The organism is Paenarthrobacter sp. R1, from assembly GCF_030264015.1.
GTDB classification, from domain to species: domain Bacteria; phylum Actinomycetota; class Actinomycetes; order Actinomycetales; family Micrococcaceae; genus Arthrobacter; species Arthrobacter ureafaciens.
In genome coordinates this window covers 4,736,105-4,759,363 of sequence record NZ_CP127115.1, presented here as the reverse complement: position 1 = coordinate 4,759,363, position 23,259 = coordinate 4,736,105, and the positions used below count along the sequence as shown (strand labels likewise).

Below are 23,259 nucleotides of genomic sequence, written 5' to 3'. Positions count from 1 at the left end.
TTCAGCTTAGACATTCAGGGCTGCGTCCCGCGCGGCAGCCCGGCCGCTGAACAGGCAGCCGCCGAGGAACGTTCCTTCCAAGGCGCGGTAACCATGTATTCCGCCTCCGCCGAAGCCGGCGGCTTCGCCTGCTGCGTAAAGACCGTCGATCGCCTGGCCCCCGTCATTGAGCACCCGTGAGCGAAGATCCGTTTGGAGTCCGCCGAGGCTCTTTCGGGTAACGACCGAGAGGCGGACGGCAATGAGCGGACCGTGCGCGGGGTCCGCCAGGCGGTGTGGGGGAGTCACCCTCATGAGCCTGTCCACGGAGAATCTGCGGGCGGCGTGAATGGCGGCCAGCTGCGGGTCTTTGCCCAGGCCGCTTTCCACCTGCCGGTCCCTTGCCAGCACAATCCGGCCAAGAGAGTCGGCATTGATGAGTCCGGAGCCCGCCAAGTCGTTCATCCGTCCAGCCAATTCAGCTACGGACGCGGCCTGGACAAAGTCTGCACCGCGCTCAAGGAAGCGCTCAATAGGCGTATCGCCCCGGGGCTTCAAGCGGGTCAGCAGCAGCCTGACGTCCTTGCCCGTCAGGTCGGGGTTTTGCTCCGAGCCTGAGAGAGCCAGCTCCTTGAGCGCGATGGTCCGGTTCAAGACGAACCACGAGTACCCGTGTCCCGTGGACACGATATGCCGTAATGCCCCTTGGGAATCGAAACCCGGGAACAGCGGAGCGGGCAGTTGCCTTCCGCGGGCGTCCAACCATAGGGATGAAGGACCGGGAAGGATGCGGATGCCATGCTTTGGCCAGACGGGATCGTAGTTGTGAATGCCTTCGGGGTAGTGCCACATCCGGTCGCCGTTGATCAGCGAAGCGCCAACGCGCTGTACGACATCCAGGAACTCCCCGTCAACGGAGGCAGGCACGCCACTGAGCATTTCCCTCGGCGGGGTGCCCGGCCACTGCCGGCGGACGGCCTCGTGATTGCCGCCTATGCCCCCGGTGGTCACCACGGTCGCGCCCGCCTCGGCCTCGAAGTGCCCGACGACGGTACGCGTCGAACGCTGGCCGCGGACCGCCGTCGTAGGTTCCAAAACGTCACCGCAGACTCCGGTGACGCTGCCCGACGACGTCAGGAGGGCCGTAGCCCGATGCCGGAAGTTAAGTGACACCCTGCCCTTTCCCACGCCTTCACGCACCTTGGCCGCGAAAGGCTCGACGACGGCGGGCCCGGTACCCCACGCGACATGGAACCTCGGAACGGAGTTTCCATGCCCTTGTGGCCCGTACCCGCCACGTTCAGCCCACTGAACGAGCGGAAAGAAGCCGACGCCCAGGCTCCGGAGCCATGAGCGTTTTTCACCGGAGGCGAAGTCCACATAGGCGGCTGCCCACTGACGGGCCATGGCATCTTCGGTCCGGTCGAAGGCGGCTGACGCCATCCAGTCGCCGAGGGCGAGTTCGGTACTGTCCCGTACGCCGAGGCGGCGTTGTTCCGGCGTGTCGACCATGAAGAGTCCGCCAAAGGACCAGGGTGCCTGGCCGCCCAGCGAAGCGGCCGGCTCCTGGTCGAAAATTGCCACCCGTTTACCTGCGGCATAGGCGGTAGCGGCGGCCACGAGCCCCGAAAGGCCGGCGCCGACCACCACCACGTCAGCGGTGAACCGCCCATTCTGGTGTGCGCTGCTTCCCTGTACCGGCATGGCTACATGCTAGCCCCGGCAGGTCATGGGTTTGGCGAGCAGTGCGGAAACCGGAAAACTAGGAACATGCGTGTTTACCCCACCTTCTTCAAGCTCGCCTTCTCCTGGATGGATGCCGAGAAAGCACACAAGATCGGCTTCACTGCCATCCGGACGGCGCACCGTACCGGAGCAGGGCGGATCCTGGCCAAGCTGACTGCTCCGGATCCCTCCCTCCGCACTCAGGCGCTGGGTCTGACGTTTCCCTCGCCCTTCGGCCTCGCTGCAGGTTTCGACAAAGAGGGCCATGGCATTGAGGCTCTCGCCGAGCTTGGGTTCGGACACATCGAGGTGGGCACCATCACGGGGCAGGCGCAGCCGGGAAACGAGAAGCCGCGGCTATTCCGTTTGATTGAGGACAAAGCGGTCATCAACCGGATGGGCTTCAACAACGACGGTGCCGCCGCCGTGGCCCCCAGGCTCAAGTCCGCGCGGGCAGCCCTGCAGCGGGTACACGCAGGCGTCCGGCCGGTGATCGGGGTCAACATCGGCAAGACCAAGGTGGTGGAACTGGACGACGCTACCGAGGACTACTTGATCAGCGCACGCAGCCTCGCACCAGCCGCGGATTACCTGGTGGTCAATGTCAGCTCGCCCAATACTCCGGGCCTGCGGTTGCTCCAGAACGTGGAGACCCTTCGTCCTTTGCTCAGGGCCGTCGGCGATGCCGCGGACGAGGCCGCCGGCAGGCACGTTCCGCTGTTGGTCAAGATCGCTCCCGACCTCAGTGATGAAGACATCGACGACGTCGCACGGCTGGCGCTTGACCTCAAGCTTGACGGCATCATCGCCACCAACACCACCATCGGGCGGGAAGGCCTGGTCAGTGATCCGGAAAAGGTCGCGGCACTTGGCGCCGGCGGTCTATCCGGAGCCCCCCTGAAGCAGCGGTCCCTTCAGGTCTTGCGGCGCTTGAAAAAGGCGGTGGGGGACCAGATTGTCCTCATTGCCGTCGGCGGCGTGCAGACGGCAAACGACGTGCAGGAACGTCTTGACGCCGGAGCGACGCTGGTCCAGGGTTACACAGCTTTCCTCTACGAAGGACCGTTCTGGGCTGCCCGTATCAACAGGGATCTCGCAAAGCTCCGCAAGCGGGCCTCCCACTAAGACCGGCGGCTTCTGGGCAAGCAATTCAGGGCAAGGAAAAGGCCCCGGACCATTGGCTGATTGCCAGGGTCCGGGGCCACGTCTTAATGGCGGTCCGCTAGGAAGGGTACTGTCCGCGCTTGACCTGCGGTTTGGGCAGGCGCAGTTTGCGGAACTGGAGTGCGCGCATGCACCCATACCAGACACTGCCACGCTCCACCTCGCCGAACTTGGCCATCAGGCGCTTGCGGAGTTGGCGGGAAAGAATAAAGACGTCAACGAACACGGCCAGGAACATGATCCAGAAGCCCACCAGGACATAGGTGATCTGCGCACTGTTGGTCGGCACCACCAGGGAGACCACTACGAACAGCAGGGCACCGAACATCAGGTACTCGCCCAGCGTGAAGCGGGCATCGACGTAGTCCCGGACAAAGCGCTTCTGCGGTCCCTTGTCCCGCAGCGGCAGGTACTTCTCGTCGCCGGTGTCCAATGCCTGGCGCATCTTTTGGCGCTGGTCCTGAATCGCCACACGCTCGGCTTCCTTGGAAGCCTTGCGGTCGGTGGGTACCAGAGGGCGCTTGCGGGCGGCCTCCTGGACTTTCCGCTTGGGCGTAGGGGCGCCCTTTCCGACAACCGGCTCCGTGGAGGCGGCGTGGGCCTGGTCTACTACTGATTGAGCGCTGGGCTCTTCCTTTTTGCGTCCGAACACCACTCAAGAATACAGCGCGGGCAGGTGGCGCAGGTTACGTTGGCCGCAAGGCCCCGGCGGTAAGGTGAGCAGCATGACTTCAGCACACGCGGAGATCCCGCAGAACCAGCAAGGGAACGCAGGCCACACCGGGGTCGCTTCCCCGGCAGTCGACGGAGTGGACGGCCACGCATTGTCCGAGGCCGTCAACGCCGCCTTTGACGCAACAATCTCATCACTTAAGGAACTCGTAGCCATCCCCGGAATTGCCTGGGCCAGCTTCGATCCCGCCGAACTGGACCGGAGCGCAGAGGCAGTTGCGGCCATGGTCCGCGCTGCGGGTATGCAGGACATCCGCATCCTGCGGTCGGCCAAGGCCGATGGCACCAACGGGGGTCCCGCCGTCGTCGCCCGTCGCGAAGCCCGGGACGGCAAGCCCACCATCCTGCTGTACGCGCACCACGATGTCCAGCCGCCGGGAGACCGCGCACTGTGGAATTCGGAACCGTTTGTCGCTGAGGAGCGTGACGGACGCCTTTACGGCAGGGGAGCGGCGGATGACAAGGCCGGCATCATGGCCCATTTGGCTGCGTATGCAGCTGCAGTAAAGGTCCTCGGCGATGAGTTCGGCCTGGGCGTGACCTTCTTCTTCGAAGGAGAGGAAGAAGCCGGTTCGCCCACCTTCCGGACGTTCCTTGAAGAACACCGCGAACTCCTGCGTGCCGATGTGATTGTGGTTGCAGACTCCAGCAACTGGAAAGTGGGCGTCCCGGCACTGACCACCAGCCTCCGCGGCCTCGTAGACGGTACGTTCGAAGTGCGGGTCCTGGAGCACGCCGTGCACTCGGGAATGTTCGGCGGTCCCGTCCTGGACGCGCCAACCCTTCTTGCCAGGCTTATTGCCACCCTCCATGACGACGACGGCTCTGTGGCCGTTGCCGGACTTGTAGCCAAGGACGACGTGAAAGTGGACCTCACCGAAGAGGACTACCGGGCTGACGCTTCAGTGCTCGACGGCGTTCGGCTCGCCGGCAGCGGGACCCTGGCTTCCCGGCTGTGGACGAAACCCGCGCTCTCCATCATTGGCATGGATGTTCCGGCTGTGGATGTGGCCTCCAACACCCTCATCCCGGCAGCCCGGGCCAAATTCAGTATGCGGCTCGCACCGGGCCAGGACCCCGACGATGCCATGGAGGCTTTGAAGGCCCACCTTGAAGCCAATGCTCCCTTCGGTGCCAAGGTCACTTTCACCCCGGGGGAGCGGGGCAACGCCTTCTCAACGGATACAGGCTCTGCTGCGGCCCAGGTAGCCCTGTGGGCGTTGGGTGAGTCGTGGGGTGTCAAGCCCGTGGAGATGGGCATTGGCGGGTCCATACCCTTCATCGCCGACTTGATGGAGGTATATCCCGAGGTGCAGATCCTGGTGACAGGCGTGGAGGACCCGGATTCGCGGGCCCACAGCGCCAATGAGTCCCTCCACATTGAGGACTTCCGCCATGCAGTGCTGGCCGAGGCCCTGATGCTTGCACGCCTGAATGTCGAAGGCCTGGGGTCCTAGCCTCAACGTTTGTCCGGCGAAGCCCGGCGGGCGCCCAGAGGGGTCCGCCGGGAACAAGTCCGTGCATGGCGCGGTTACGTCAGGGAGTTATAGCTATGCGTCCGCGCGACGTAGCATGGAGCTATAACCCGTACGTAATTGGGTAAGGGCAGGCTGCGTCCCCGGCGCCGCTGCCAAGCGCGTTATAAGAAGGTAGGCCAATGAGCACTGCAACCAACGAAAACAGCACTGGAGCCGAGCTCGCCCCGAGCGATGAGCTTCCCACGCACGAGGTCAACCTGACCGAGGTCGCAGCAGGCAAGGTCCGCAGCCTCCTCGAGCAGGAAGGGCGCACCGATCTGCGGCTTCGTGTTGCAGTCCAGCCCGGTGGCTGCTCCGGTCTGATCTACCAGCTCTACTTCGACGAGCGTCTGCTTGATGGCGATGCCGTCCGTGACTACGACGGCGTCGAGGTGGTAGTAGACAAGATGAGCGTTCCTTACCTCAGCGGAGCGAGCATCGACTTCGAAGACACCATTTCGAAGCAGGGGTTCACCATCGACAACCCCAACGCCGGCGGCTCGTGCGCCTGCGGCGATTCGTTCCACTGATCCGAGCTAGCAGCCTCATGTCGGCGCCGTCCCGGTCGCGTTTCATCGCGTTCGGAGCCACGGCGCCGACATGTGCGCGAAAACCGCTTCATAGCGGTAAGCTCTACATCGGGTAGTAAAACTTTTTAGTGTGCCCGGAGGGCCTTCGGCCTGCCGGGAGACAGCAACAAGAGGAAGGGCCGTCTGTGAGTTCGCAGAACCGAACCGGCAGCCGACGCATAAAGATCACTTCGATCACTGGCTTGGCACTAGGCCGTGTTGATCAAGTCGCTTTTGATCCAGATCAGGGTGGTGGCGAGGCTGATGGCGGCTCGGTAGCTGCGGGCGGTCTTGTCTGATCGCATGGCGATGCCGCGCCACTGTTTGAGCTTGTTGAAGGAGCGTTCGACGACGTTGCGGCCGCGGTAGCGGAGCTTCTGCTCGTCGCCGAAGTCGATCGGGCGTCCCGGCTTCTTGCGGCGGTGAGCGATCTGGTCGTCACGCTCCGGGATGGTCGCGGCGATCCCTCGCTGACGCAGCCAGGCACGGTTCGTCTTCGACGGGTAGCCCTTGTCGGCGAGGACTCGATCTGGTCGCGTTCGTGGTCTTCCGACGCCTGGGCGGGGGACACGGATGTGTTCGAGGGTGGTCGCCAGCATCGTGGTGTCGTTGATGTTGCCGCCGGTGAGCACCCATCCCAGCGGCCGCCCCTTGCCATCGGCGACCAGGTGAATCTTGCAGGTCAACCCGCCACGGGACCGGCCAATCGCGTGGTCAGGCGGCTCGAACCACGGATTCTTGTGATTCGGTGGAGCCCCCTGTGTCCCGGGCGAGGGTCGCACCGTGCTGATGCACGCGGGTGATCGTGGAGTCGATCGACACCACCCAATCGAGCCGGCCCGCCGCGTCGGACTGCCGCTGCACCTCGGCGAGCAGCCTGTCCCAGGTGCCGTCGTGCGCCCACCGGGTGAACCGCTTATAGACCGAGTTCCACTTCCCGAACCGCTCCGGCAGATCACGCCACGGCGCACCCGTCCGGTACTTCCACGCCATCCCCTCAACCGCGAGACGATGATCCGTCCACGGCCGCGACCTCCCCGTCACCGTCGGCATCAACGGCTCCAGAACGGTCCACACCTCGTCAGAGACCTCGCGACGCGTCATCCCTCAAGACTCGCCCATCGACCACCGAAACCACTTGATCAACACGGCCTAGCCGGCGCGTTGGTTTTGACCGGATGTTCACCAGAGGTAGAGAAGGGTTGGCTGCCTACAGAGCGCGGCACCACCAACCACACTGACCGGATCATGGACCTCTGGGTCAACTCATGGATCGCCGCCTTGGCAGTCGGTATTATCACGTGGGGCCTGTTGGTCTGGTGCATCATTGCCTACCGCCGCCGTAAGGGCACCACCGGTTTCCCGAAGCAGCTCAGCTACAACCTGCCGCTCGAGGTCTTCTACTTGACCGTCCCGCTGTTCATGGTGCTGGTGTTCTTCTACTTCACCGACCAGGACCAGCGTGCGATCGATGACCGCTCGCAGCCTGCCGACGTCGTTGTTGATGTCCGTGGCAAGCAGTGGGCTTGGGACTTCAACTACAAGCAGGGCCAGGTCATCACCGAAGATGTTCACGAGGCCGGCGTGCAGGCGCACCTTACTGGCAATGAAGTCAACAAGGAACTGCTCCCCACCCTGTACTTGCCGGTCAACAAGTCCGTTGACCTGGAGCTCAACTCCCGCGATGTCATCCACTCTTTCTGGGTCCCCGCCTTCCTTCAGAAGCGCGACATGATCCCGGGTAAGACCAACTACATCCGGTTCACGCCCACCAAGGAAGGCACCTTCGACGGCAAGTGTGCTGAACTCTGCGGTGAGTACCACTCCGAAATGCTTTTCCGCGTCAAGGTTGTGTCCGAGTCTGAGTTCAAGGCTCACATGGACCAGCTCCGCCAGGAAGGCAACACTGGCCTGCTCGGTGCGGAATATGACCGCAACCCGAACCTGAACGCAACCAAGTAAGGGAGCGAAGTGGCTACGTACACTCAATCCGCCGGGGTCCTCGAGACTCCCGTTGTTCCTAAATCCAAGGGGCGAATCGTCGTCAACTGGATTACCTCCACGGACCACAAGACCATCGGGTACATGTACCTGATCGCCTCGTTCGTGTTCTTCTGCCTCGGTGGCGTCATGGCGCTGCTGATCCGTGCTGAACTGTTCGAACCCGGTATGCAGATCCTGCAGACCAAGGAACAGTACAACCAGATGTTCACCATGCATGGCACGGTCATGCTCCTGATGTTTGCAACGCCGCTGTTTGCCGGCTTCGCCAACGTCATCATGCCGCTCCAGATCGGTGCTCCCGACGTCGCGTTCCCGCGACTGAACGCCCTGGCTTTCTGGTTCTTCCTGTTCGGTTCCACCATCGCGGTGTCCGGCTTCATCACCCCGCAGGGTGCTGCATCCTTCGGTTGGTTCGCCTACGCTCCGTTGTCGAATACAACCTTCAGCCCCGGCGTGGGCGGTGACCTGTGGGTCTTCGGCCTCGCACTGTCAGGCTTCGGTACCATCCTTGGTGCGGTTAACTTCATCACCACCATCATCTGCATGCGTGCCCCTGGCATGACCATGTGGCGTATGCCGATCTTCACGTGGAACACCCTGGTGACGGCAATCCTGGTTCTGATGGCATTCCCGCCGCTGGCAGCTGCACTGTTCGCCCTCGGTGCTGATCGTCGCTTTGGCGCACACATCTTCGACCCCGAGAACGGTGGCGCTGTACTTTGGCAGCACCTGTTCTGGTTCTTCGGACACCCCGAGGTGTACATCATCGCCCTGCCGTTCTTCGGCATCGTCTCTGAGATCTTCCCTGTCTTCAGCCGCAAGCCGATCTTCGGCTACAAGGGCCTTGTGTACGCGACCATCGCCATTGCCGCATTGTCGGTAACGGTGTGGGCCCACCACATGTACGTCACCGGTTCCGTCCTGCTGCCGTTCTTTGCCTTCATGACGATGCTGATTGCGGTACCCACCGGCGTGAAGTTCTTCAACTGGATCGGTACGCTCTGGCAAGGTTCCATCACGTTCGAAACTCCGATGCTCTGGAGCATCGGGTTCCTGGTGACCTTCCTCTTCGGTGGCCTCACTGGCATCATCCTGGCCTCCCCGCCTCTGGACTTCCACGTTTCGGACTCCTACTTCGTGGTGGCGCACTTCCACTACGTGGTGTTCGGCACCGTTGTGTTCGCAATGTTCGCCGGCTTCTACTTCTGGTGGCCCAAGTGGACTGGAAAGATGCTCAACGAACGCCTGGGCAAGATCCACTTCTGGCTGCTGTTCCTTGGCTTCCACGGCACCTTCCTCATCCAGCACTGGCTCGGTGTTGAAGGCATGCCCCGCCGTTACGCCGACTACATGCCGCAGGACAACTTCACCTGGATGAACCAGTTCTCCACGATCTCGTCCTTCGTTCTTGGTGCGTCACTCCTGCCGTTCTTCTGGAACGTCTACATCACCTGGCGGAGCAACAAGAAGGTTGAGGTTGACGATCCCTGGGGCTTCGGCGCTTCGCTGGAGTGGGCAACTTCCTGCCCGCCGCCCCGTCACAACTTCACCTCCCTGCCCCGCATCCGCTCCGAGCGCCCGGCTCTGGACCTGCACCACCCCGAACTGGCACAGGTCCACACTGCCCAGGCTCCGGACCCGGCAGCCGTAATTCTCGGCAACGCTGACCAGAAGGACGTGCGTAAGTGAAAATTGAATCGTGGCTCTTCGGAGCAGGAGTATTCTTCTTCATCCCCGTGACCATCATTTACGGATTCCTGACGGAATGGTCCGAATGGGTCGGTATCCTGGGCATCCTCCTCGTGGGTGGTCTTGCAGGTATGATCGGTGCTTACCTCGGCTTCACAGGCCGCAGGATCGGCATGCGCCCGGAAGACCGTCCGGACGCTGAGATCCACGAGGGTGCCGGCGAGCAGGGGCACTTCAGCCCGTGGAGCTGGTGGCCGTTGGTCCTCGGCCTTGCATGCGCAGGCGGATTCCTTGGCTTGGCTATTGGTTTCTGGGTGACTTACGTTGCCGGTGGCCTAGCCATCGTGGCCCTTATTGGCTGGGTCTTCGAGTACAGCCGCGGCGACCACGCGCACTAGGTCAATTTCCAACAGCAAAGGTCCCCACCATGGATGGTGGGGACCTTTGCTGTTTAACCAGATGGCGAGGCCCGCGGGTCTTGGTGGCTGTGGGCCGGCAGCCCTAGGAGGTCTCCAGGACGGCTGACAACCTCTCCAAGGCCTCGGATAGCTCCTGAGAGGATTCATCGCCTGAGAGCTCGTCCTGGTCCACTTCCAGCACCACCTGGCAGCCGTGGGCAAAGTCCTCGGTCATGACCTGCAGGAGGGAGCGGGCGTCGACGGGGAGGCCGTCGGGTTTGCGGATGGTGACAGGAAGGCCGGTTTCGTTGACGGCCCGGACAAAGACGGCAGCTGCTCGGGCGTGAAGCCCGATCTTGGCTGCGACGAAGGAATGCTGCTGGGGCAAGCCTGCTCCTAGAATGGGTCCCGGCTGGTCTGTTGGAGAGCGGGATGGGAACGGATCATTCCTAGGGTAACCGCGTCTTCGGTCCTCCGCCCATTCCTATAGCCGTAGTGGTCTAGACCGTGCTGCCGTTGATTTACCCTTGTTCTATGAGCCAAACGAACTTGGGGACGGGACATGCCTGAGGCGGCCAGAATCGTCGGTGAAATAGACCGGACCAGCAGTACGCCCATCTACATCCAGCTGAGGGAGATCCTCAGGGCCTTCATCGGAGAGTCGTGTCCTCCCGGTTCGTCGCTTCCTTCCGAGCGGGATCTGTCTCTCAGGTTTGGCCTTGCTCGAATGACTGTGCGGCAGGCCATCGATGCGCTGGTCGGCGAGGAAGTGTTGGAGCGGGTGGTCGGCCTGGGCACCTTCGTCAAGAAGCCCAAGCTGGACCTGCAGGTGAAGCTCACCTCGTACAGCGAGGAAATGCAGCGCCGTGGCATGGTGCCGGCAGCCAAGGTTCTGAGTTTCGAACAGATTGGCGCCAGTGCCTTCCTGGGGAGGGAGCTTCAGTTGGACGAAGGAACGCCCCTTGTGCGCTTTCGCCGGCTGCTTCTTGCTGACAACGAGCCCATGAGCGTGGATGAGAACTTCATACCCGCCCACCGTGTGCCTGGCCTCCTTGACGAGGCACCACCAACGTCGCTCTATAACGTTCTCAGCGAGCGGTACGGGCTCGTCATGGAGTGGGGCGAGGACATGATCGAGGCCACCGCTGCGTCACCGTCGACTGCCAGGCTGCTCAATGTCGACGTCGGTGCTCCGCTCCTCAAAATCCAGCGCCACGCGTTTGTGGCACGGGCCATGGTGGACTACTCCGTGTCCTATTACCGGGCCGACCGGTACAAGCTCTGGGTACCATTGCAGCGCCCCGGCGTGCGTCCGACCAGGAACTACTCTTCCGGGTATCGCGTCCAATAACGCCTCGGATGCTGATGAGGCCGAGCACGCAAAAAGCGGGCCCGATCCATTGGATCGGGCCCGCTTTTACTGTCTTTGAACCTTGACTAGTGGCTCAGGCTCTTCTGGTCTTCGCCTGCTTCGATGGCCTCGTGGTGGCCATGTGCGTGCGCCGCCTCGAGCTCGGCCGGAGTCGCCGGGGCAACGCGGTCCTCGAAGAACCACTTGGAAAGAGCCGCGCGGCGCTTTTCCTTGCGGGTTACAACACCGTGCTCGTTGGGCTGAGCCGGAATCGGTGCAGGGGACTCGAAGCCAACGAGTTTGTAGCGCTTGTACTCGTCGAGAGGTGCATGCACTTCGATGAACTCGCCGTGGGGGAGCCGCACGATACGTCCGGTCTCGCGGCCATGGAGTGCGATTTCACGATCCTTGCGCTGCAGAGCCAAGGCAATGCGCTTCGTCACGATGAACGCGATGACCGGTCCGATGAAGAACAGGGCACGCAGCCAGTAGGTGACGTCGTTCAGCGAGACGTGGAAGTGGGTGGCGATGAGGTCGGAGCCTGCAGCAGCCCACATCACGCAGTACCAGGTGAAGCCTGCTACGCCGATTGCGGTACGGGTCGGAGCGTTCCGGGGGCGGTCGAGTACGTGGTGCTCACGATCGTCCTTGGTGATCCAACGTTCGATCCACGGGTACATGAACAGAACGGTGAAGATGATACCGGCCGGTACCAGGGCCGGCAGCAGGACGTTCAGCGTCAGCGTGTGGCCGAAGATGACGTACTCGAAGTGGAAGTCATTGATGACACCCGGCATAAGTCGGAGTGCGCCGTCAACAAATCCGATGTACCAGTCAGGCTGGGTACCAGCAGACACCGGTGAAGGGTCGTAGGGACCGTAGTTCCAGATCGGGTTGATAGTGAACGCGGCTGCCATCAGGGCAACGACACCGAAGACGATGAAGAAGAATCCACCGGCCTTGGCAGCGTAGACCGGACCAAGGGGGTAGCCGACGACGTTGCCGTCATTACGGCCGGGGCCGGGGTACTGCGTGTGCTTGTGAACAACAACCATGAAGAGGTGGATGACGATCATCAGGAGGATGAGCGCAGGCACCAGCAGGATGTGGAGCACGTACAGACGGCCGATGATTGCCGTGCCCGGGAACTCTCCACCGAAAAGGAAGAAGGAGATGTACGTTCCGATGACCGGGATGGACTTGATGACGCCGTCGATGATGCGGAGGCCGTTGCCGGAGAGGAGGTCATCGGGGAGGGAGTAGCCGGTGAAGCCTGCTGCCATCGCAAGGATCAACAGGACACCGCCCACAACCCAGTTCATTTCACGGGGCTTGCGGAAAGCGCCCGTAAAGAAAACGCGCAGCATGTGTACACCCAGGGACGCCACAAAGAGGAGGGCAGCCCAGTGGTGCACCTGGCGCATGAACAAACCACCGCGGACATCGAATGAGATGTTCAGGGAGGAGTTGTATGCGACGGACATTTCGACGTTGTACAGCGGCGTGTAGGAACCCTGGTAGTGGGTCTCAGCCATGGACGGGTCGAAGAAGAACGTCAGGAACGTTCCGGAAAGCAGCAGGATGACGAAGGAGTACAGCGCCACCTCACCGAACATGAATGACCAGTGGTCCGGAAAGACCTTGCGGCCAAATTCACGCAGGATGCCGGAGCCGCCTACACGCTGGTCAACAAAGTCAGTAAAGCGTCCTACCTTGGTCTTCGCTACGAAGGGGGCTTCAGCTGTTGATGAGGCGCTCATGCTCGTCACGCTCCCAGTAACTCGGTCCTACAGGTTCTTTGAAGTCGCTGGTGGCGACGAGGTAGCCCTCTGCGTCAACTGCGATCGGCAGCTGGGGAAGCGGACGGCTTGCCGGTCCAAAGATGACCTTGCATTCCTGCGTGAGGTCGAATGTGGACTGGTGGCACGGGCACAGAAGGTGGTGCGTCTGCTGCTCGTAGAGAGCAACGGGGCAACCAACGTGGGTGCAGATCTTGGAGTAGGCAACGATTCCGTTGTAACCCCAGTTTTCACGGCCCGGTGACGGGTTGAGCGAGTTCGGATCGAGGCGCATCAGGAGGACGACGGCCTTGGCCTTCTCGTTCAGCTTGCCCTCGTGGAGTTCGTTCAGGCCTTCCGGAATCACGTGGAACGCGGAACCGATGGTGACATCCGATGCCTTGATCGGGGTTCCGTCGGGGTCGCGGGTCAGTCGCTTGAGCTTGCCGCCCTCGGGGGCCCACATGGTGTGTGCGAGCTTGTCGTCGGGGCGGGGACCCAGGTCGCCGAAGATGGCCAGGGCCGGCAGGGGAGCAAGGGCCACAGCACCCAGGAGGGTGTTGCGGATCAGCGGGCGGCGCTTGATTCCGGTTTCCTCGATGATGTCGTCGACGATCCGGACCGCGGCCTGGCGGTCATCCTCGGTCCGAATTGCGTGGCGTTCTTCCGAGACTTCGTGATCGGGCATCAGGGCTTTGGCCCAGTGCACGATGCCGGTGCCGATGCCCAGCATTGCAAAGGCCGTTCCCAGACCCAGAAGCAGGTTCTGCGTACGAATCGTTGCGATGCTCGTGTCATCGCCCAGATCGATGGCGAAGTACGCCACCAGGAAGACCAGCGTTCCGATGACGGAAATGCCAAACAGAATGGCTACCTGACGCTCGGCGCGCTTTGCGGCTACCGGGTCCGTGTCAGCCAGGCGCAAACGATGCGGAGGAAGACCAGGATCCTGGAACTTCTCCACCTCATTCTGACCAGCCGTAGCTACGGTGCCCGAGTGGTTCGGACTGCCGTCACTATGGTTGCCCATAATTCGCCTCATCCTTCTCTCGTTGTCTCGGTCTGAGCCGAGTTAATTTTCAGTTCCAAACTGCTGACCGTGCAGCAGAAGTTTTATGTCCGTGAGGACTAGGACGTGCGGGACGTCAGCCAGATGGTGAAGGCGATAATGACGCCCAGGCCGGCAACCCATACGAACAGGCCTTCAGCTACGGGGCCCAGGGAGCCAAGCTCCGCGCCACCCGGGGAGCCGTTGGCTTCGATCGTCTTCAGGAAGGTGATGATGTCGCGCTTGTCTTCGGGGGTGACGTTGGAGTCGTTGAACACGGGCATGTTCTGCGGACCCGTGGCCATTGCCTCGTAGATGTGCTTGCCTGTGACATCGGCAAGACCGGGAGCGAACTTGCCGCGGGTCAGCGCGCCGCCTGCTGCTGCTGCGTTGTGGCACATTGCACAGTTGACGCGGAAGAGTTCGCCACCCTTGGCTGCGTCACCCTTTTCATCCAGGAGGTGCTCCTCCGGAATGGCCGGGCCTGCGCCGAGCGATGCGACATAGGCGGAGAGCTGCTTGGTCTGCTCGTCATTGAACTGAACGGGCTTCTTCTGAGCCTGCGGGCCATTCATCTGCATGGGCATACGGCCGGTGCCAACCTGGAAGTCAACTGCTGCAGCGCCCACGCCGACCAGCGAGGGGCCGTCCTGGGTTCCGCTTGCACCCATGCCGTGGCAGGTGGCGCAGTTGGCAGCAAAGAGTTTGCCGCCTTCTTCTACGTCACTGGCGCTGAAGCTCGTGGTGTCGGCCTTGGCCTGGTTGACGGATGTGGCAATGGCGTAAAGCCCACCAGTGAGGAGGAGGCCCATCAACAGCAGCGCAATGGCTGCCAGTGGGTGACGTCGCTTCTGCGAGAGTGCCTTCACGTGGTGGTTCCTTTATTCGATCCTGCGTCGGCTCCGTGAGCCGCTTCTTGAAATTCTGCCTCTTGTAGAAAAAGAGTCAAAGCCGGGCTACTTGAGGACGTAGATGACCAGGAAGAGGCCGATCCACACAACGTCAACGAAGTGCCAGTAGTAAGAGGTGACGATCGCCGACGTCGCTTCGAAGTGTCCGAACTTCTTGGCTGCGAAAGCGCGGCCAATGATGAAGAGGAAGGCGATGAGGCCGCCGATGACGTGGAGGCCGTGGAAGCCGGTGGTCATGTAGAAGGCGGAGCCGTAAGCGTTGGACGACAAGGAAACGTGCTCGGAGACGAGCATTGCGTACTCGGTCGTCTGGCCGGCAACGAAGAAGGCGCCCATGACGAATGTGAGGATGAACCATTCGCTCATGCCCCAGCGGGTGAACTGCAGTGGTCCACCGGTCCGGCGGGGTTCGAGCCGCTCGGCAGCAAACACACCCATCTGGCAAGTAAAGGAACTTGCCACAAGGACGATGGTGTTGACGAGCGCAAACGGGAAGTTGAGCTTGGCCGTCTCCTCCGCCCACATCAGTCCAGACGTGGAACGCAGAGTGAAGTACATGGCAAAGAGGCCGGCGAAGAACATCAACTCACTGGACAGCCAAACTACGGTTCCTACAGAAACCAAGTTGGGGCGGTTCAGCGTCGGGTGCGCCGGGGTACTGGGGGCATGGGTCGCAGATGTCACAAGGACATTATGTCTGTAAAAGTCCAGACTTCCCAATGCAAACCACCGAATCGGGAGACTTTTTCTACAAAGACGCGAAATCGCGCGGAAAAGTTCCCGGCCTCGTTCACATTGGTCATCGGCGTGGCTCGGTCGATAGCATCAGTGGGTGACTTCTCCGGCATCGGCACCTGCAGCCAGCAACACCTGGCCAGGGCTCATCTCTGCACTGATCAACGGCGACGACCTGGCTGCGGATAACACCGAGTGGGCGATGAACACGATCATGGCCGGCGATGCGACGCCAGCGCAGATTGCAGGCTTCCTGGTGGCCCTGCGCGCCAAGGGCGAAACCGTGGAAGAACTGGCCGGGCTTGTCGAGGCCATGATCCGCAATGCCAACCCCATCGAGATTTCGGGGGAGAAGCTGGACATCGTCGGTACGGGTGGCGACCGCCTGAACACCGTCAATATCTCCACGATGGCCGCCCTCGTTGCTGCGGGGGCGGGCACGAAGGTAGTAAAGCACGGTAACCGTGCTGCGTCATCGACGTCGGGTTCAGCCGATGTCCTGGAAGCCCTTGGCGTGCGTCTGGACCTCCCGATCGAACGGGTGGCCCGCAACGCTGAGGAAGCCGGAATCACGTTTTGCTTCGCGCAGGTATTTCATCCATCCTTCCGGCACACGGCCGTGCCCCGCCGCGAGCTCGCAGTGCCCACCGCCTTCAACTTCCTGGGTCCCATGACCAACCCGGCGCATGTGCAGGCCTCGGCCGTGGGGGTCGCAAATGCCCGGATGGCACCTCTAGTGGCGGGTGTGCTGGCTCGCCGCGGCAGCCGCGGGCTCGTGTTCCGTGGTGACGATGGCCTGGACGAACTCACTCCCACGGGGCCTTCCACCGTCTGGGAGATCCGTGGGGGAGAAGTGCATGAACAAGTATTTTCACCCGCGGATCTTGGCGTAGCTGCATCCACAGTGGCCGACCTGCGGGGCGGAGACGCTGCTGCCAACGCCGTTGTCGTGCGGGAAATACTCAACGGAAAGACCGGTCCAATCCGGGATGCCGTGCTGTTGAACGCTGCAGCAGGGCTGGTTGCTGCTGACCTTACGGCCGTGGGCCCTTTGGTGGATCGCATGCGGGCAGCCTTCGAGCGCGCAGCCGAATCGGTGGATTCCGGCAAAGCTGCGGCAGTCCTTTCCAAGTGGACTTCACTCAGCCAAGACCAGGCCTAGGGCCGGCTATTCGAACCCCAGGGCAAACGCGGCGTCGAGGTCGTGCTGGGAGTAGGCCCGGAATGCGATGTGCGTGGTGGTGTGGACCACTGAAGGGACTTTCGACAACCGGTCGGCAATGACATCGGCCAGGTCCTCGTGTTTGCTCACGCGTGCGACTGCGATCAGGTCCCATTCTCCTGTGACCGAGTAGACCTCGCTGATGCCTTGGATCGCCGAAATCTGTTCGGCTGTCTCCGGAATGCGTGAAGCGTCGGTCTTGATCAGGACAAAGGCGGTGATCACGTGAAGCCCTTCCGGAAGTCGTCAGTGCGGACGCAAACAAGCCTAGTGCATGTGCTGTGCCAAATGGCCGATCAGGCTGGTCGACGGCCGCGGGCGTAGAGGCGTACTGCGATGCCGACCACCAGGCGGAATCCGAGCAGCAGGGCGGCCAATGCGGCAAACGCGACAATGAAGAACGGCAGCACCACCACTTGCCCGGTAAGGGCTCTCAGCAACATGCCCACAAGCAGGGCTCCGGCCCAGATGACAATTCCCGACGGCCAGAGCGCAAACGGTTTTCGCCATGCGCGCCCGGCCAACCATCCCGCCGCGGCTCCCACCAGGAAGGGCCAGGCAGTCAAGAAGACCCCGGTGATGATATCCCCACGGCTGTGGGCGTCGCGTCCGATTGCGGCGAAAGCAAGGATGAGCAGCAAGTCGCCGGCGGCAGCCGGAATCCAAGATCTTTTTGGGGAGGGCATGACTCCGACAATATCCGGGGACGGCCCAATGGGCGAAGCCGGCGAAGCGAAAGTCCTGTGGATCTTTGTCCGCGGGGATGACCGGCTTGGCCCTGCAACGGGCTCCGAGGGGCTTACCACGGCGCCTGGGAAATCAGGGGACAGGCCGTTGGTAGCGCTGTTACCATATCCGCACGGTGACGCGCGCACCATCCACAACCTGAGGAGTATTCACCCATGACTTCCCGCCTCAACCCTTACCTTTCCTTTCGCGACAATGCCCGCGATGCGATTACTTTCTATGAGTCCGTTTTTGGGGGAGAGCTGAACATCAGCACGTTTGGCGACTATCAGGCCAGCCAGGATCCAGAGGAAGCAGACAAGGTGATGCACGCCATGCTGGTGTCACCCCACGGCCTTACTTTGATGGCGTCAGATACGCCCAACGGCATGGAGTACAACCCCGGCAACAATATTTCGGTTTCCCTCAGCGGCGACTCCGCGGACGAAGCGGAACTTCGGGGCTACTGGGACAAACTCGTCGACGGCGGTACGGTCACCATGCCGCTTGAAAGCGCGCCGTGGGGTGACACCTTCGGGATGTGCGTGGACAAGTTCGGGATCGCCTGGCTGGTAAACATCGCCGGCGCGCAACAGCAATAACTGCTGTTCAGCGGACGCCGTCTCCGGTCGCAACCGGAAGTACCAGCATGTATCCCGTTGGCAATGCGCTGCTCCACCTCCTTGGTTCGCGTACTACGAACTGCCTGGCCAATTCATCGGGGCTCTGGAGAGTATTGGGGGCCGGAGACGGCCCCCATTGGCCGCTGCCGTAGGGATACAAGGGATCCAGGACGTTAACTCCGGTCACCTCGAAGCGGGGGTGGATTCGGGGGTCGCCAACTGACTGGAAGCCGCTCATGACCCATGCGTGCCGTCCGCTCCACATCACAAGTCCAACGGGACGGCCGGTTGCTGCCAAGGCGTTGGCCGCGGTACGAAGTGCCTCGTTGTAGTCGGCGATGCTGACCACCTCGTAAGGGCCCACGCCAACCTCATTCAGTACCTGGGCCCACCCAAGGGGGTTGGCACCGTTGAAGGCGTTGGAGGAGCGTGCACGCGCCATGTCCCACAGCTCGTTCTGCTGCTCGCGACCTGCCCACGTGCCCGAACTGTTGGGCCGGGTAAGGTTGTACGCCATTTGGATGCTCGCTGCGACGCACCAGTCGAACGTGTACTGCGGGACGAAGTCACCTTCCTCGTAGAGGTTCAACACGAAGGGTTGGGGAGCTGGTGCCGGTGCTTCCGGAGCGGGCGGTTGCGGCGGAGAAGCGGTGGGAACTGCAGTAGCAGAAGCTTCCGGGGACGTTCCCGCCGCCGAAATCGCCGGCGCGGCAACCACGCTGGGGGAGGAGTCTTGAATTCCAACGCCAGAGGTGCAGCCAGCCAAGAGGGTCGCGGCGATCGCGATCCGTACAACGTGGACTGGGGCGCGGGTCATTACTGCATAATTTTAGTCCCGACGGCGCGTGGAAAATATGGCCGTCCGTCCCGTAGGAGCGGCGCACGTCCTGGAAGGCAGCGGGGGAGCGCAAACCGAACCCCTTGTGGAGAGGGTCCTGCATGCGTAGCGTGGGCCTATAGGCTCCTTCGCCGATGCAGCCCGGCGTTACATGCCTTGTTTACCCATTGGAGGCCATCATGGCCACTGACAATTTCGCACGCTTCCTCCAGGAATGCCTAATTGTGGAAGAAGATACTGAAGAGGGCTTGGACCTCGATACCCTTTACGGCCTATACATCAGTTGGTGTCGGCTGGAAAACCTGGAAAAGATACCTGAGAGGACCTTCGGGTCCATGCTCCGCAGGCACCATCTGCACTGGGGCCGATACGAGGGAAACTGGGTTCTGGTTGGCCTGAGGATGGTGGGGCCGGCGGCGCGTGACTACGTGCTTTCGGGCTCGGCTCCCATGCGTTCCATCGGAGCCCCTGAATTCCTGGAGGTTCCGAACGCCGTCGCCTGACAAAGGTGCGACAAAGAGCAAAAACAGGTGTGGCCCGATCTTTTCAGATCGGGCCACACCAGTTTTTCGTTATCAGACGGGTAGTGCGTCCGGCTTATCCGCGACGGAATCACCAGTCGTGAGGTCGATCTTGAGTGGATTTTCCGGGGTCGCAAGCGTGGCGGAAGGATCCAGCATCGTGATTCCCGGGTAGAAGCGGACGCTTCCGCGGTTGTCGTCATGCTCCAGGCCGTAGTGCCTGAGCGCCGTCACGAATGCACCATTGTCCATCGGCTGGTGTCCGTTTGTGAGACTCCAACTCACGTACAGGCCGTAAAGGGCTGTAAGGTCCAGGCCGTCATCCGTCGAAGTCTTGACAGTGCTGTGCGTTAGGAAATCGTGTATGGAAGTGTCGTTCATTGCAGAGGCCTCCGGCCATAGCTATAGAATCGCCGGTCTGCAAGGGCGAACTGCTCACTATTCCAGTGCCGGGGTTGCATGTCAAAGACCCTGGTGCCGGCGAGGCGTCAAGGGGAGTCCGTGGGGGATCCTTAATCCTGCACTTTACATAATGTAGATTATCGGCGTTTGAGTGGGACGAGTAGAAGTAGATGAGAGGACTCGTCCTACATTGCTTTTTGGTGTTCATGCAGGTCAGACGAATGCAGTGAGGCCCCGAAGCCGATGGGCATGAACGAGTGGCTTCGCGTGATGGCGCGGGCTAGCGGCGTAATCGCTCATTAGATGAGAGATTTTCGCGTACAGTTTGGTCTGTGAGTATCGAACCTGGGCGGATTCCGGTCTTTCTGACCGATGTGAATGTCGGGTTGCTGCGTGCCGAGGATCGTGTTTTCGAGGCGATGTTGGATGGCTGGCGTGCTCAGATGCTGGCGCGTGGCCTGTCGACGTCGTACATCAAGAGCTCGTGCGGAACGATCCAGCGGTTCCAGGAGCACGCGAATGAGTATCCGTGGACGTGGTCGGCGCATCACTTGGACGAGTTCCTGGCTGACCGGCGAAGCTCCGAGAAGGGCTTGGCGCTATCAACCCTGAGGGCCAATTCCGGGGCCATCAGGGCGTTCTGTTCCTATCTGACGGACGGGCGCTATGGCTGGGCGTCATTCTGCGAACGGGTCTTTTCCGACATCCCGGTACAGGTGGTCTTCGAGTGGAACTCACCCCGGCACACGACCGATGATGCTGTGCCGGCACGCCGCCGGGCGTTCACACGGACCGAACTGCAGTCGTTCTTTGACGCCGCGGACGACCTGGTCGACACCGAGTTCGCCAAGGGTTCAAAGCGCTGGCTGCCGGCGCTGAGGGACTCGACGGCGTTCAAGGTCGCCTATGCCTACGGGCTGCGTCGGCGTGAACTGGTGATGCTTGAGTACGTCGATTTCGGCCCCAACCCGCACGTTGAACAGTTCGGCCGCTTCGGAGCGCTCCAGGTGCGCTGGGCAAAGGGCACCAAGGGTTCAGGGCCCCGCCGCCGGACCGTGCTCACCGTCCCGGAGTTCGATTGGGTGGTGGGACTCCTTGAGTACTGGCTCTCCCCTGACGGCCGCAAAAGATTCCCTACCGCGGACAGGTCCGCCAGCCTGTGGCCATCGGAGCGCTCCGGCTCGACTGTTCACCGCAACTTCGACCGTTCATTCCAGCGGGTAAGGAAAATCGCGGGGCTCCCGGAAGAACTGACCCTTCACACGCTGAGGCACTCGTACGTGACGCATCTGATCGAAGCCGGCTACGACCCTCTGTTTATCCAGCAGCAGGTCGGGCACAGCTACTCCTCCACCACGGCCCTCTATACTTCCGTGTCGGCGGACTTCAAACAGAAGATCATCCAGAAAATGATCGCCCAGCGACTACGCAGCGGCGATGGCGAGGGGAACAGCCATGGCTGAACAGCGACGGATCGGCTACCGCTGGAACCTCCGGCAACTGATGGCCCAACGCAACCTCTGGAAGACCACCGAGCTGCTCCCCCTGCTCAAAGCCCGGGGCATCAACCTCTCCAACGCCCAAGTCCACCGCCTGGTCACCGGAACACCCGAACGCATTCCCGCACAGACCTTCGCAGCACTCTGTGACATCCTCGAATGCACGCCGAACGACCTCTTCGAGCCCTACGTGCAGATGCGCGCCGCTAAGACCGCCAACGCCCCGAAGAGGCCAGAAGACCTGGGCATCACTCCCGGGGCGCCGATTGCCCGCCGGATCCGGGTGCTGCCGCCGGACGAAGATGACTAGGCCCCGGAAAGCCGGCGACCCTGCGAAATGGCCGGAAGCCTGCGCCCGCTGCGCAGAACACCACAAAATCGCGGTCCGTTGGCCCGACGGCGGAATCTGCGGCTACTGCTACCAGCAAGCCAAAAGAACCCGCGGAGTCTGCGCCTGCGGCCACGAAGGGGTCTTGCCCGGTCGCGTCGGCACCCTGTCGGCCTGCCGGAAGTGCTCGGGCGTCCGCCTCAACGTCGACTGCATCGCGTGCGGCAAAGAAGACGAGCTCCACTCAGGCAATCGATGCTGGTCATGCATCCTTGCCATGACCGTCAACCGGATCCTCAGCCCGCCGGACAACCAGCCGCCCTCCCCCGAGCTCCGGGCAGTCGCCACCGCGCTGAAGTCCATGAAACGCGCCAACAGCGGTCTCACCTGGATCCAGCAGCCACACGTCACCGAGTTCCTCCAACAACTCGCCACCGAGCCTGTGATCACCCATGCCCGCCTCGACGAACTACCGGCATCGCGCACCCGCGAATACGTCCGCGGACTACTTGTCGAACACAATGCGCTGCCGCGACGCGATGAACTCAGCGCAAGGTTCAGCGACTGGGCCGAGCAGGCCCTCGACCGGATCACCAGTCCGGCCCACCGCGACATCACCCGCCGATACATTCGCTGGCACCACCTGCGCCGCATGAACCAGATGGACGAGGTCACCCGAGGAACGTTCCTGCAGGCCAAACAGGCAGTCACCGTCGCCATCGAACTGCAGAACTGGCTCAGCGAACAGGGCAACGAACTCGCCGAAGTGAACCAGGCGCACTTGGACCGATGGCAGGCAGAAGGCCCCACAACACGTGGTATCGCTTCACGCTTTCTCGACTGGGCAATCAGGACCAACCTCATCGACCCTTCCCTGAAACTGCAGCCTCACCGCCGCGGCACCAGTCCGCGCCTCGACGCGGCCGCTCAAACCGAGATCGTTGCCAACCTCAGCCACACGACTGACATGAACCCGAGAGACCGCGCGGCAGCCATCCTCATCCTGGTCTTCGGCCAGCAGGTCTCCGACATCGTCCAACTAACCTGGGACAACGTCACAGTGACAGAGGAACTCGTCACCATCACCCTCGGAACCGTCGAAATCGCACTTACACCACCGCTCGATGAGCCCTGGCGAGACCTCACGGCCACGCCAACCCATCACCAGACAGCAGCGCACCCCAACAGCAAGTGGGTATTCCGAGGCGGCTCACCCGGCCAGCACATCCAAGCCTCAACCCTCACTCAACGACTCAGCACGGCCTTCAGTAGTCGGGCAGCCAGGCTCGGAACACTTCACGAACTCACCAAACTCGCCCCCGTTGCCATCATCGCCGAAGCACTTGGCTACTCCGCGGCTACAATCGATCGCCACGCCATCGACTCGTCAGCCAACTATGCGCAATACGTCTCTGCTTTGAAATCAGCCATCTCGAGATAGAAAGCAACCGTGACAGCACCCAGGGTTGGTGAAGATAGTGAGGGCGAACTCAGAGGGAC

General features: G+C 61.9%; 25 protein-coding genes. 13 read left to right on the top strand and 12 right to left on the bottom strand.

Translation table 11 applies throughout. The annotated features are described in order from the left end of the window. Nucleotides 1-6: 6 nt before the first annotated feature. Nucleotides 7-1,683, bottom strand: a complete 1,677-nt coding sequence (locus tag QN084_RS22540; RefSeq protein ID WP_069694541.1) for an FAD-binding dehydrogenase — start codon at nt 1,681-1,683, stop codon at nt 7-9. 66 nt (nt 1,684-1,749) lie between these two features. Here QN084_RS22540 and QN084_RS22535 point away from each other — a divergent pair, with 66 nt between their 5' ends. Continuing rightward, nucleotides 1,750-2,829, top strand: a complete 1,080-nt coding sequence (locus QN084_RS22535; protein ID WP_021470553.1) for a quinone-dependent dihydroorotate dehydrogenase — start codon at nt 1,750-1,752, stop codon at nt 2,827-2,829. Nucleotides 2,830-2,926: 97 nt separating this feature from the next. Here QN084_RS22535 and QN084_RS22530 read toward each other — a convergent pair whose 3' ends face one another. Next, complete coding sequence (locus tag QN084_RS22530; protein WP_021470552.1) at nt 2,927-3,520, bottom strand: DUF3043 domain-containing protein; 594 nt, start codon at nt 3,518-3,520, stop codon at nt 2,927-2,929. 73 nt (nt 3,521-3,593) lie between these two features. On the opposite strand from QN084_RS22530, the gene QN084_RS22525 reads away from it, so the two are divergent. Together QN084_RS22525 and QN084_RS22520 are read left to right on the top strand one after the other, a co-directional pair. Then, the gene (locus QN084_RS22525) at nt 3,594-5,057 is read left to right on the top strand and encodes a dipeptidase (protein WP_069694540.1); all 1,464 of its coding nucleotides are present in this window, start codon (nt 3,594-3,596) and stop codon (nt 5,055-5,057) included. 200 nt (nt 5,058-5,257) lie between these two features. Then, a complete protein-coding gene (locus tag QN084_RS22520; RefSeq protein ID WP_021470550.1) occupies nt 5,258-5,647 on the top strand; it encodes a HesB/IscA family protein in 390 nt (129 codons plus the stop codon). 248 nt (nt 5,648-5,895) lie between these two features. On the opposite strand, the gene QN084_RS22515 is transcribed toward QN084_RS22520, so the two are convergent. Beyond that, a protein-coding gene (locus tag QN084_RS22515) for an IS5 family transposase (protein ID WP_206599970.1) occupies nt 5,896-6,790 on the bottom strand; the annotation gives its coding sequence in 2 pieces (ribosomal slippage) (nt 5,896-6,444 and nt 6,446-6,790; 894 coding nt in all). A gap of 60 nt (nt 6,791-6,850) precedes the next feature. Here QN084_RS22515 and ctaC point away from each other — a divergent pair. From ctaC to QN084_RS22500, 3 genes are read left to right on the top strand one after another with little or no spacing between them, the layout of a single operon-like run. Then, nucleotides 6,851-7,648, top strand: coding sequence for an aa3-type cytochrome oxidase subunit II (gene ctaC, locus QN084_RS22510; protein ID WP_502920608.1), 798 nt, complete (start codon nt 6,851-6,853; stop codon nt 7,646-7,648). 9 nt (nt 7,649-7,657) lie between these two features. Then, the gene (gene ctaD, locus QN084_RS22505) at nt 7,658-9,379 is read left to right on the top strand and encodes an aa3-type cytochrome oxidase subunit I (RefSeq protein WP_021470548.1); all 1,722 of its coding nucleotides are present in this window, start codon (nt 7,658-7,660) and stop codon (nt 9,377-9,379) included. Continuing rightward, a complete protein-coding gene (locus QN084_RS22500; RefSeq protein WP_021470547.1) occupies nt 9,376-9,777 on the top strand; it encodes a cytochrome c oxidase subunit 4 in 402 nt (133 codons plus the stop codon). Before ctaD ends, QN084_RS22500 begins: the two co-directional genes overlap by 4 nt. Before the next feature lie 103 nt (nt 9,778-9,880). Here the strand turns inward: QN084_RS22500 and QN084_RS22495 are convergent, their stop codons facing one another. Next, on the bottom strand, nt 9,881-10,165 hold the full coding sequence (locus QN084_RS22495) for an HPr family phosphocarrier protein (protein ID WP_069694539.1): 285 nt from the start codon (nt 10,163-10,165) through the stop codon (nt 9,881-9,883). A gap of 174 nt (nt 10,166-10,339) precedes the next feature. Between QN084_RS22495 and QN084_RS22490 the strand changes: the two genes are divergently transcribed. Further along, complete coding sequence (locus tag QN084_RS22490) at nt 10,340-11,128, top strand: GntR family transcriptional regulator (protein WP_069694538.1); 789 nt, start codon at nt 10,340-10,342, stop codon at nt 11,126-11,128. 86 nt (nt 11,129-11,214) lie between these two features. On the opposite strand, the gene qcrB is transcribed toward QN084_RS22490, so the two are convergent. From qcrB to ctaE, 4 genes are all read right to left on the bottom strand, one after another. Next, on the bottom strand, nt 11,215-12,888 hold the full coding sequence (qcrB, locus tag QN084_RS22485; protein WP_021470544.1) for a cytochrome bc1 complex cytochrome b subunit: 1,674 nt from the start codon (nt 12,886-12,888) through the stop codon (nt 11,215-11,217). After that, nucleotides 12,866-13,936 (bottom strand): cytochrome bc1 complex Rieske iron-sulfur subunit, encoded by a 1,071-nt coding sequence (gene qcrA / locus QN084_RS22480; RefSeq protein WP_069694537.1) that lies wholly within the window; start codon nt 13,934-13,936, stop codon nt 12,866-12,868. Before qcrA ends, qcrB begins: the two co-directional genes overlap by 23 nt. Nucleotides 13,937-14,034: 98 nt before the next feature. Next, a complete protein-coding gene (qcrC, locus tag QN084_RS22475) occupies nt 14,035-14,823 on the bottom strand; it encodes a cytochrome bc1 complex diheme cytochrome c subunit (protein WP_021470542.1) in 789 nt (262 codons plus the stop codon). Between the two features lie 87 nt (nt 14,824-14,910). Next, a complete protein-coding gene (ctaE, locus tag QN084_RS22470) occupies nt 14,911-15,549 on the bottom strand; it encodes an aa3-type cytochrome oxidase subunit III (RefSeq protein WP_079941267.1) in 639 nt (212 codons plus the stop codon). Nucleotides 15,550-15,697: 148 nt separating this feature from the next. Between ctaE and trpD the strand changes: the two genes are divergently transcribed. Then, nucleotides 15,698-16,762: an anthranilate phosphoribosyltransferase gene (trpD, locus tag QN084_RS22465; RefSeq protein ID WP_021470540.1), complete on the top strand. Its 1,065-nt coding sequence runs from the start codon at nt 15,698-15,700 to the stop codon at nt 16,760-16,762. A 6-nt stretch (nt 16,763-16,768) separates the two neighbouring features. On the opposite strand, the gene QN084_RS22460 is transcribed toward trpD, so the two are convergent. Next, nucleotides 16,769-17,047, bottom strand: a complete 279-nt coding sequence (locus QN084_RS22460) for an Lrp/AsnC family transcriptional regulator (RefSeq protein ID WP_018777675.1) — start codon at nt 17,045-17,047, stop codon at nt 16,769-16,771. Nucleotides 17,048-17,118: 71 nt separating this feature from the next. After that, nucleotides 17,119-17,508: a DUF3054 domain-containing protein gene (locus QN084_RS22455; protein WP_021470539.1), complete on the bottom strand. Its 390-nt coding sequence runs from the start codon at nt 17,506-17,508 to the stop codon at nt 17,119-17,121. 216 nt (nt 17,509-17,724) lie between these two features. Here QN084_RS22455 and QN084_RS22450 point away from each other — a divergent pair, with 216 nt between their 5' ends. Continuing rightward, nucleotides 17,725-18,150, top strand: a complete 426-nt coding sequence (locus QN084_RS22450; protein ID WP_021470538.1) for a VOC family protein — start codon at nt 17,725-17,727, stop codon at nt 18,148-18,150. 7 nt (nt 18,151-18,157) lie between these two features. Here the strand turns inward: QN084_RS22450 and QN084_RS22445 are convergent, their stop codons facing one another. Then, nucleotides 18,158-18,988: a hypothetical protein gene (locus tag QN084_RS22445; protein ID WP_031215959.1), complete on the bottom strand. Its 831-nt coding sequence runs from the start codon at nt 18,986-18,988 to the stop codon at nt 18,158-18,160. A gap of 200 nt (nt 18,989-19,188) precedes the next feature. Between QN084_RS22445 and QN084_RS22440 the strand changes: the two genes are divergently transcribed. After that, entirely contained in the window at nt 19,189-19,512 is a 324-nt protein-coding gene (locus tag QN084_RS22440) for a hypothetical protein (protein WP_021470536.1), read from the top strand. A gap of 72 nt (nt 19,513-19,584) precedes the next feature. Here QN084_RS22440 and QN084_RS22435 read toward each other — a convergent pair whose 3' ends face one another. Then, nucleotides 19,585-19,782 carry a hypothetical protein gene (locus QN084_RS22435; RefSeq protein WP_031215957.1) on the bottom strand — a complete coding sequence of 66 codons (198 nt, stop codon included), beginning with the start codon at nt 19,780-19,782 and terminating at the stop codon, nt 19,585-19,587. A gap of 482 nt (nt 19,783-20,264) precedes the next feature. On the opposite strand from QN084_RS22435, the gene QN084_RS22430 reads away from it, so the two are divergent. The 3 genes from QN084_RS22430 to QN084_RS22420 are packed head-to-tail and all read left to right on the top strand — an operon-like array spanning nt 20,265 to nt 23,200. Then, nucleotides 20,265-21,395, top strand: coding sequence for a tyrosine-type recombinase/integrase (locus QN084_RS22430; protein WP_069695976.1), 1,131 nt, complete (start codon nt 20,265-20,267; stop codon nt 21,393-21,395). After that, nucleotides 21,388-21,741, top strand: coding sequence for a helix-turn-helix domain-containing protein (locus tag QN084_RS22425; RefSeq protein WP_014923526.1), 354 nt, complete (start codon nt 21,388-21,390; stop codon nt 21,739-21,741). The genes QN084_RS22430 and QN084_RS22425 overlap by 8 nt, the downstream gene beginning before the upstream one ends. Next, nucleotides 21,734-23,200 carry a site-specific integrase gene (locus QN084_RS22420; RefSeq protein WP_069695977.1) on the top strand — a complete coding sequence of 489 codons (1,467 nt, stop codon included), beginning with the start codon at nt 21,734-21,736 and terminating at the stop codon, nt 23,198-23,200. The genes QN084_RS22425 and QN084_RS22420 overlap by 8 nt, the downstream gene beginning before the upstream one ends. Nucleotides 23,201-23,259 lie beyond the last annotated feature (59 nt).

Excerpts from the sequence above, each read along its gene's own strand:
- QN084_RS22540 (WP_069694541.1), bottom strand. The coding sequence starts at position 1,683 with ATGCCGGTACAGGGAAGCAGCGCACACCAGAATGGGCGGTTCACCGCT.
- QN084_RS22535 (WP_021470553.1), top strand. The coding sequence starts at position 1,750 with ATGCGTGTTTACCCCACCTTCTTCAAGCTCGCCTTCTCCTGGATGGAT.
- QN084_RS22525 (WP_069694540.1), top strand. The coding sequence starts at position 3,594 with ATGACTTCAGCACACGCGGAGATCCCGCAGAACCAGCAAGGGAACGCA.
- QN084_RS22520 (WP_021470550.1), top strand. The coding sequence starts at position 5,258 with ATGAGCACTGCAACCAACGAAAACAGCACTGGAGCCGAGCTCGCCCCG.
- QN084_RS22490 (WP_069694538.1), top strand. The coding sequence starts at position 10,340 with ATGCCTGAGGCGGCCAGAATCGTCGGTGAAATAGACCGGACCAGCAGT.
- qcrB (WP_021470544.1), bottom strand. The coding sequence starts at position 12,888 with ATGAGCGCCTCATCAACAGCTGAAGCCCCCTTCGTAGCGAAGACCAAG.
- qcrA (WP_069694537.1), bottom strand. The coding sequence starts at position 13,936 with ATGGGCAACCATAGTGACGGCAGTCCGAACCACTCGGGCACCGTAGCT.
- QN084_RS22455 (WP_021470539.1), bottom strand. The coding sequence starts at position 17,508 with ATGCCCTCCCCAAAAAGATCTTGGATTCCGGCTGCCGCCGGCGACTTG.
- QN084_RS22450 (WP_021470538.1), top strand. The coding sequence starts at position 17,725 with ATGACTTCCCGCCTCAACCCTTACCTTTCCTTTCGCGACAATGCCCGC.
- QN084_RS22445 (WP_031215959.1), bottom strand. The coding sequence starts at position 18,988 with ATGACCCGCGCCCCAGTCCACGTTGTACGGATCGCGATCGCCGCGACC.
- QN084_RS22440 (WP_021470536.1), top strand. The coding sequence starts at position 19,189 with ATGGCCACTGACAATTTCGCACGCTTCCTCCAGGAATGCCTAATTGTG.
- QN084_RS22435 (WP_031215957.1), bottom strand. The coding sequence starts at position 19,782 with ATGGACAATGGTGCATTCGTGACGGCGCTCAGGCACTACGGCCTGGAG.
- QN084_RS22425 (WP_014923526.1), top strand. The coding sequence starts at position 21,388 with ATGGCTGAACAGCGACGGATCGGCTACCGCTGGAACCTCCGGCAACTG.
- QN084_RS22420 (WP_069695977.1), top strand. The coding sequence starts at position 21,734 with ATGACTAGGCCCCGGAAAGCCGGCGACCCTGCGAAATGGCCGGAAGCC.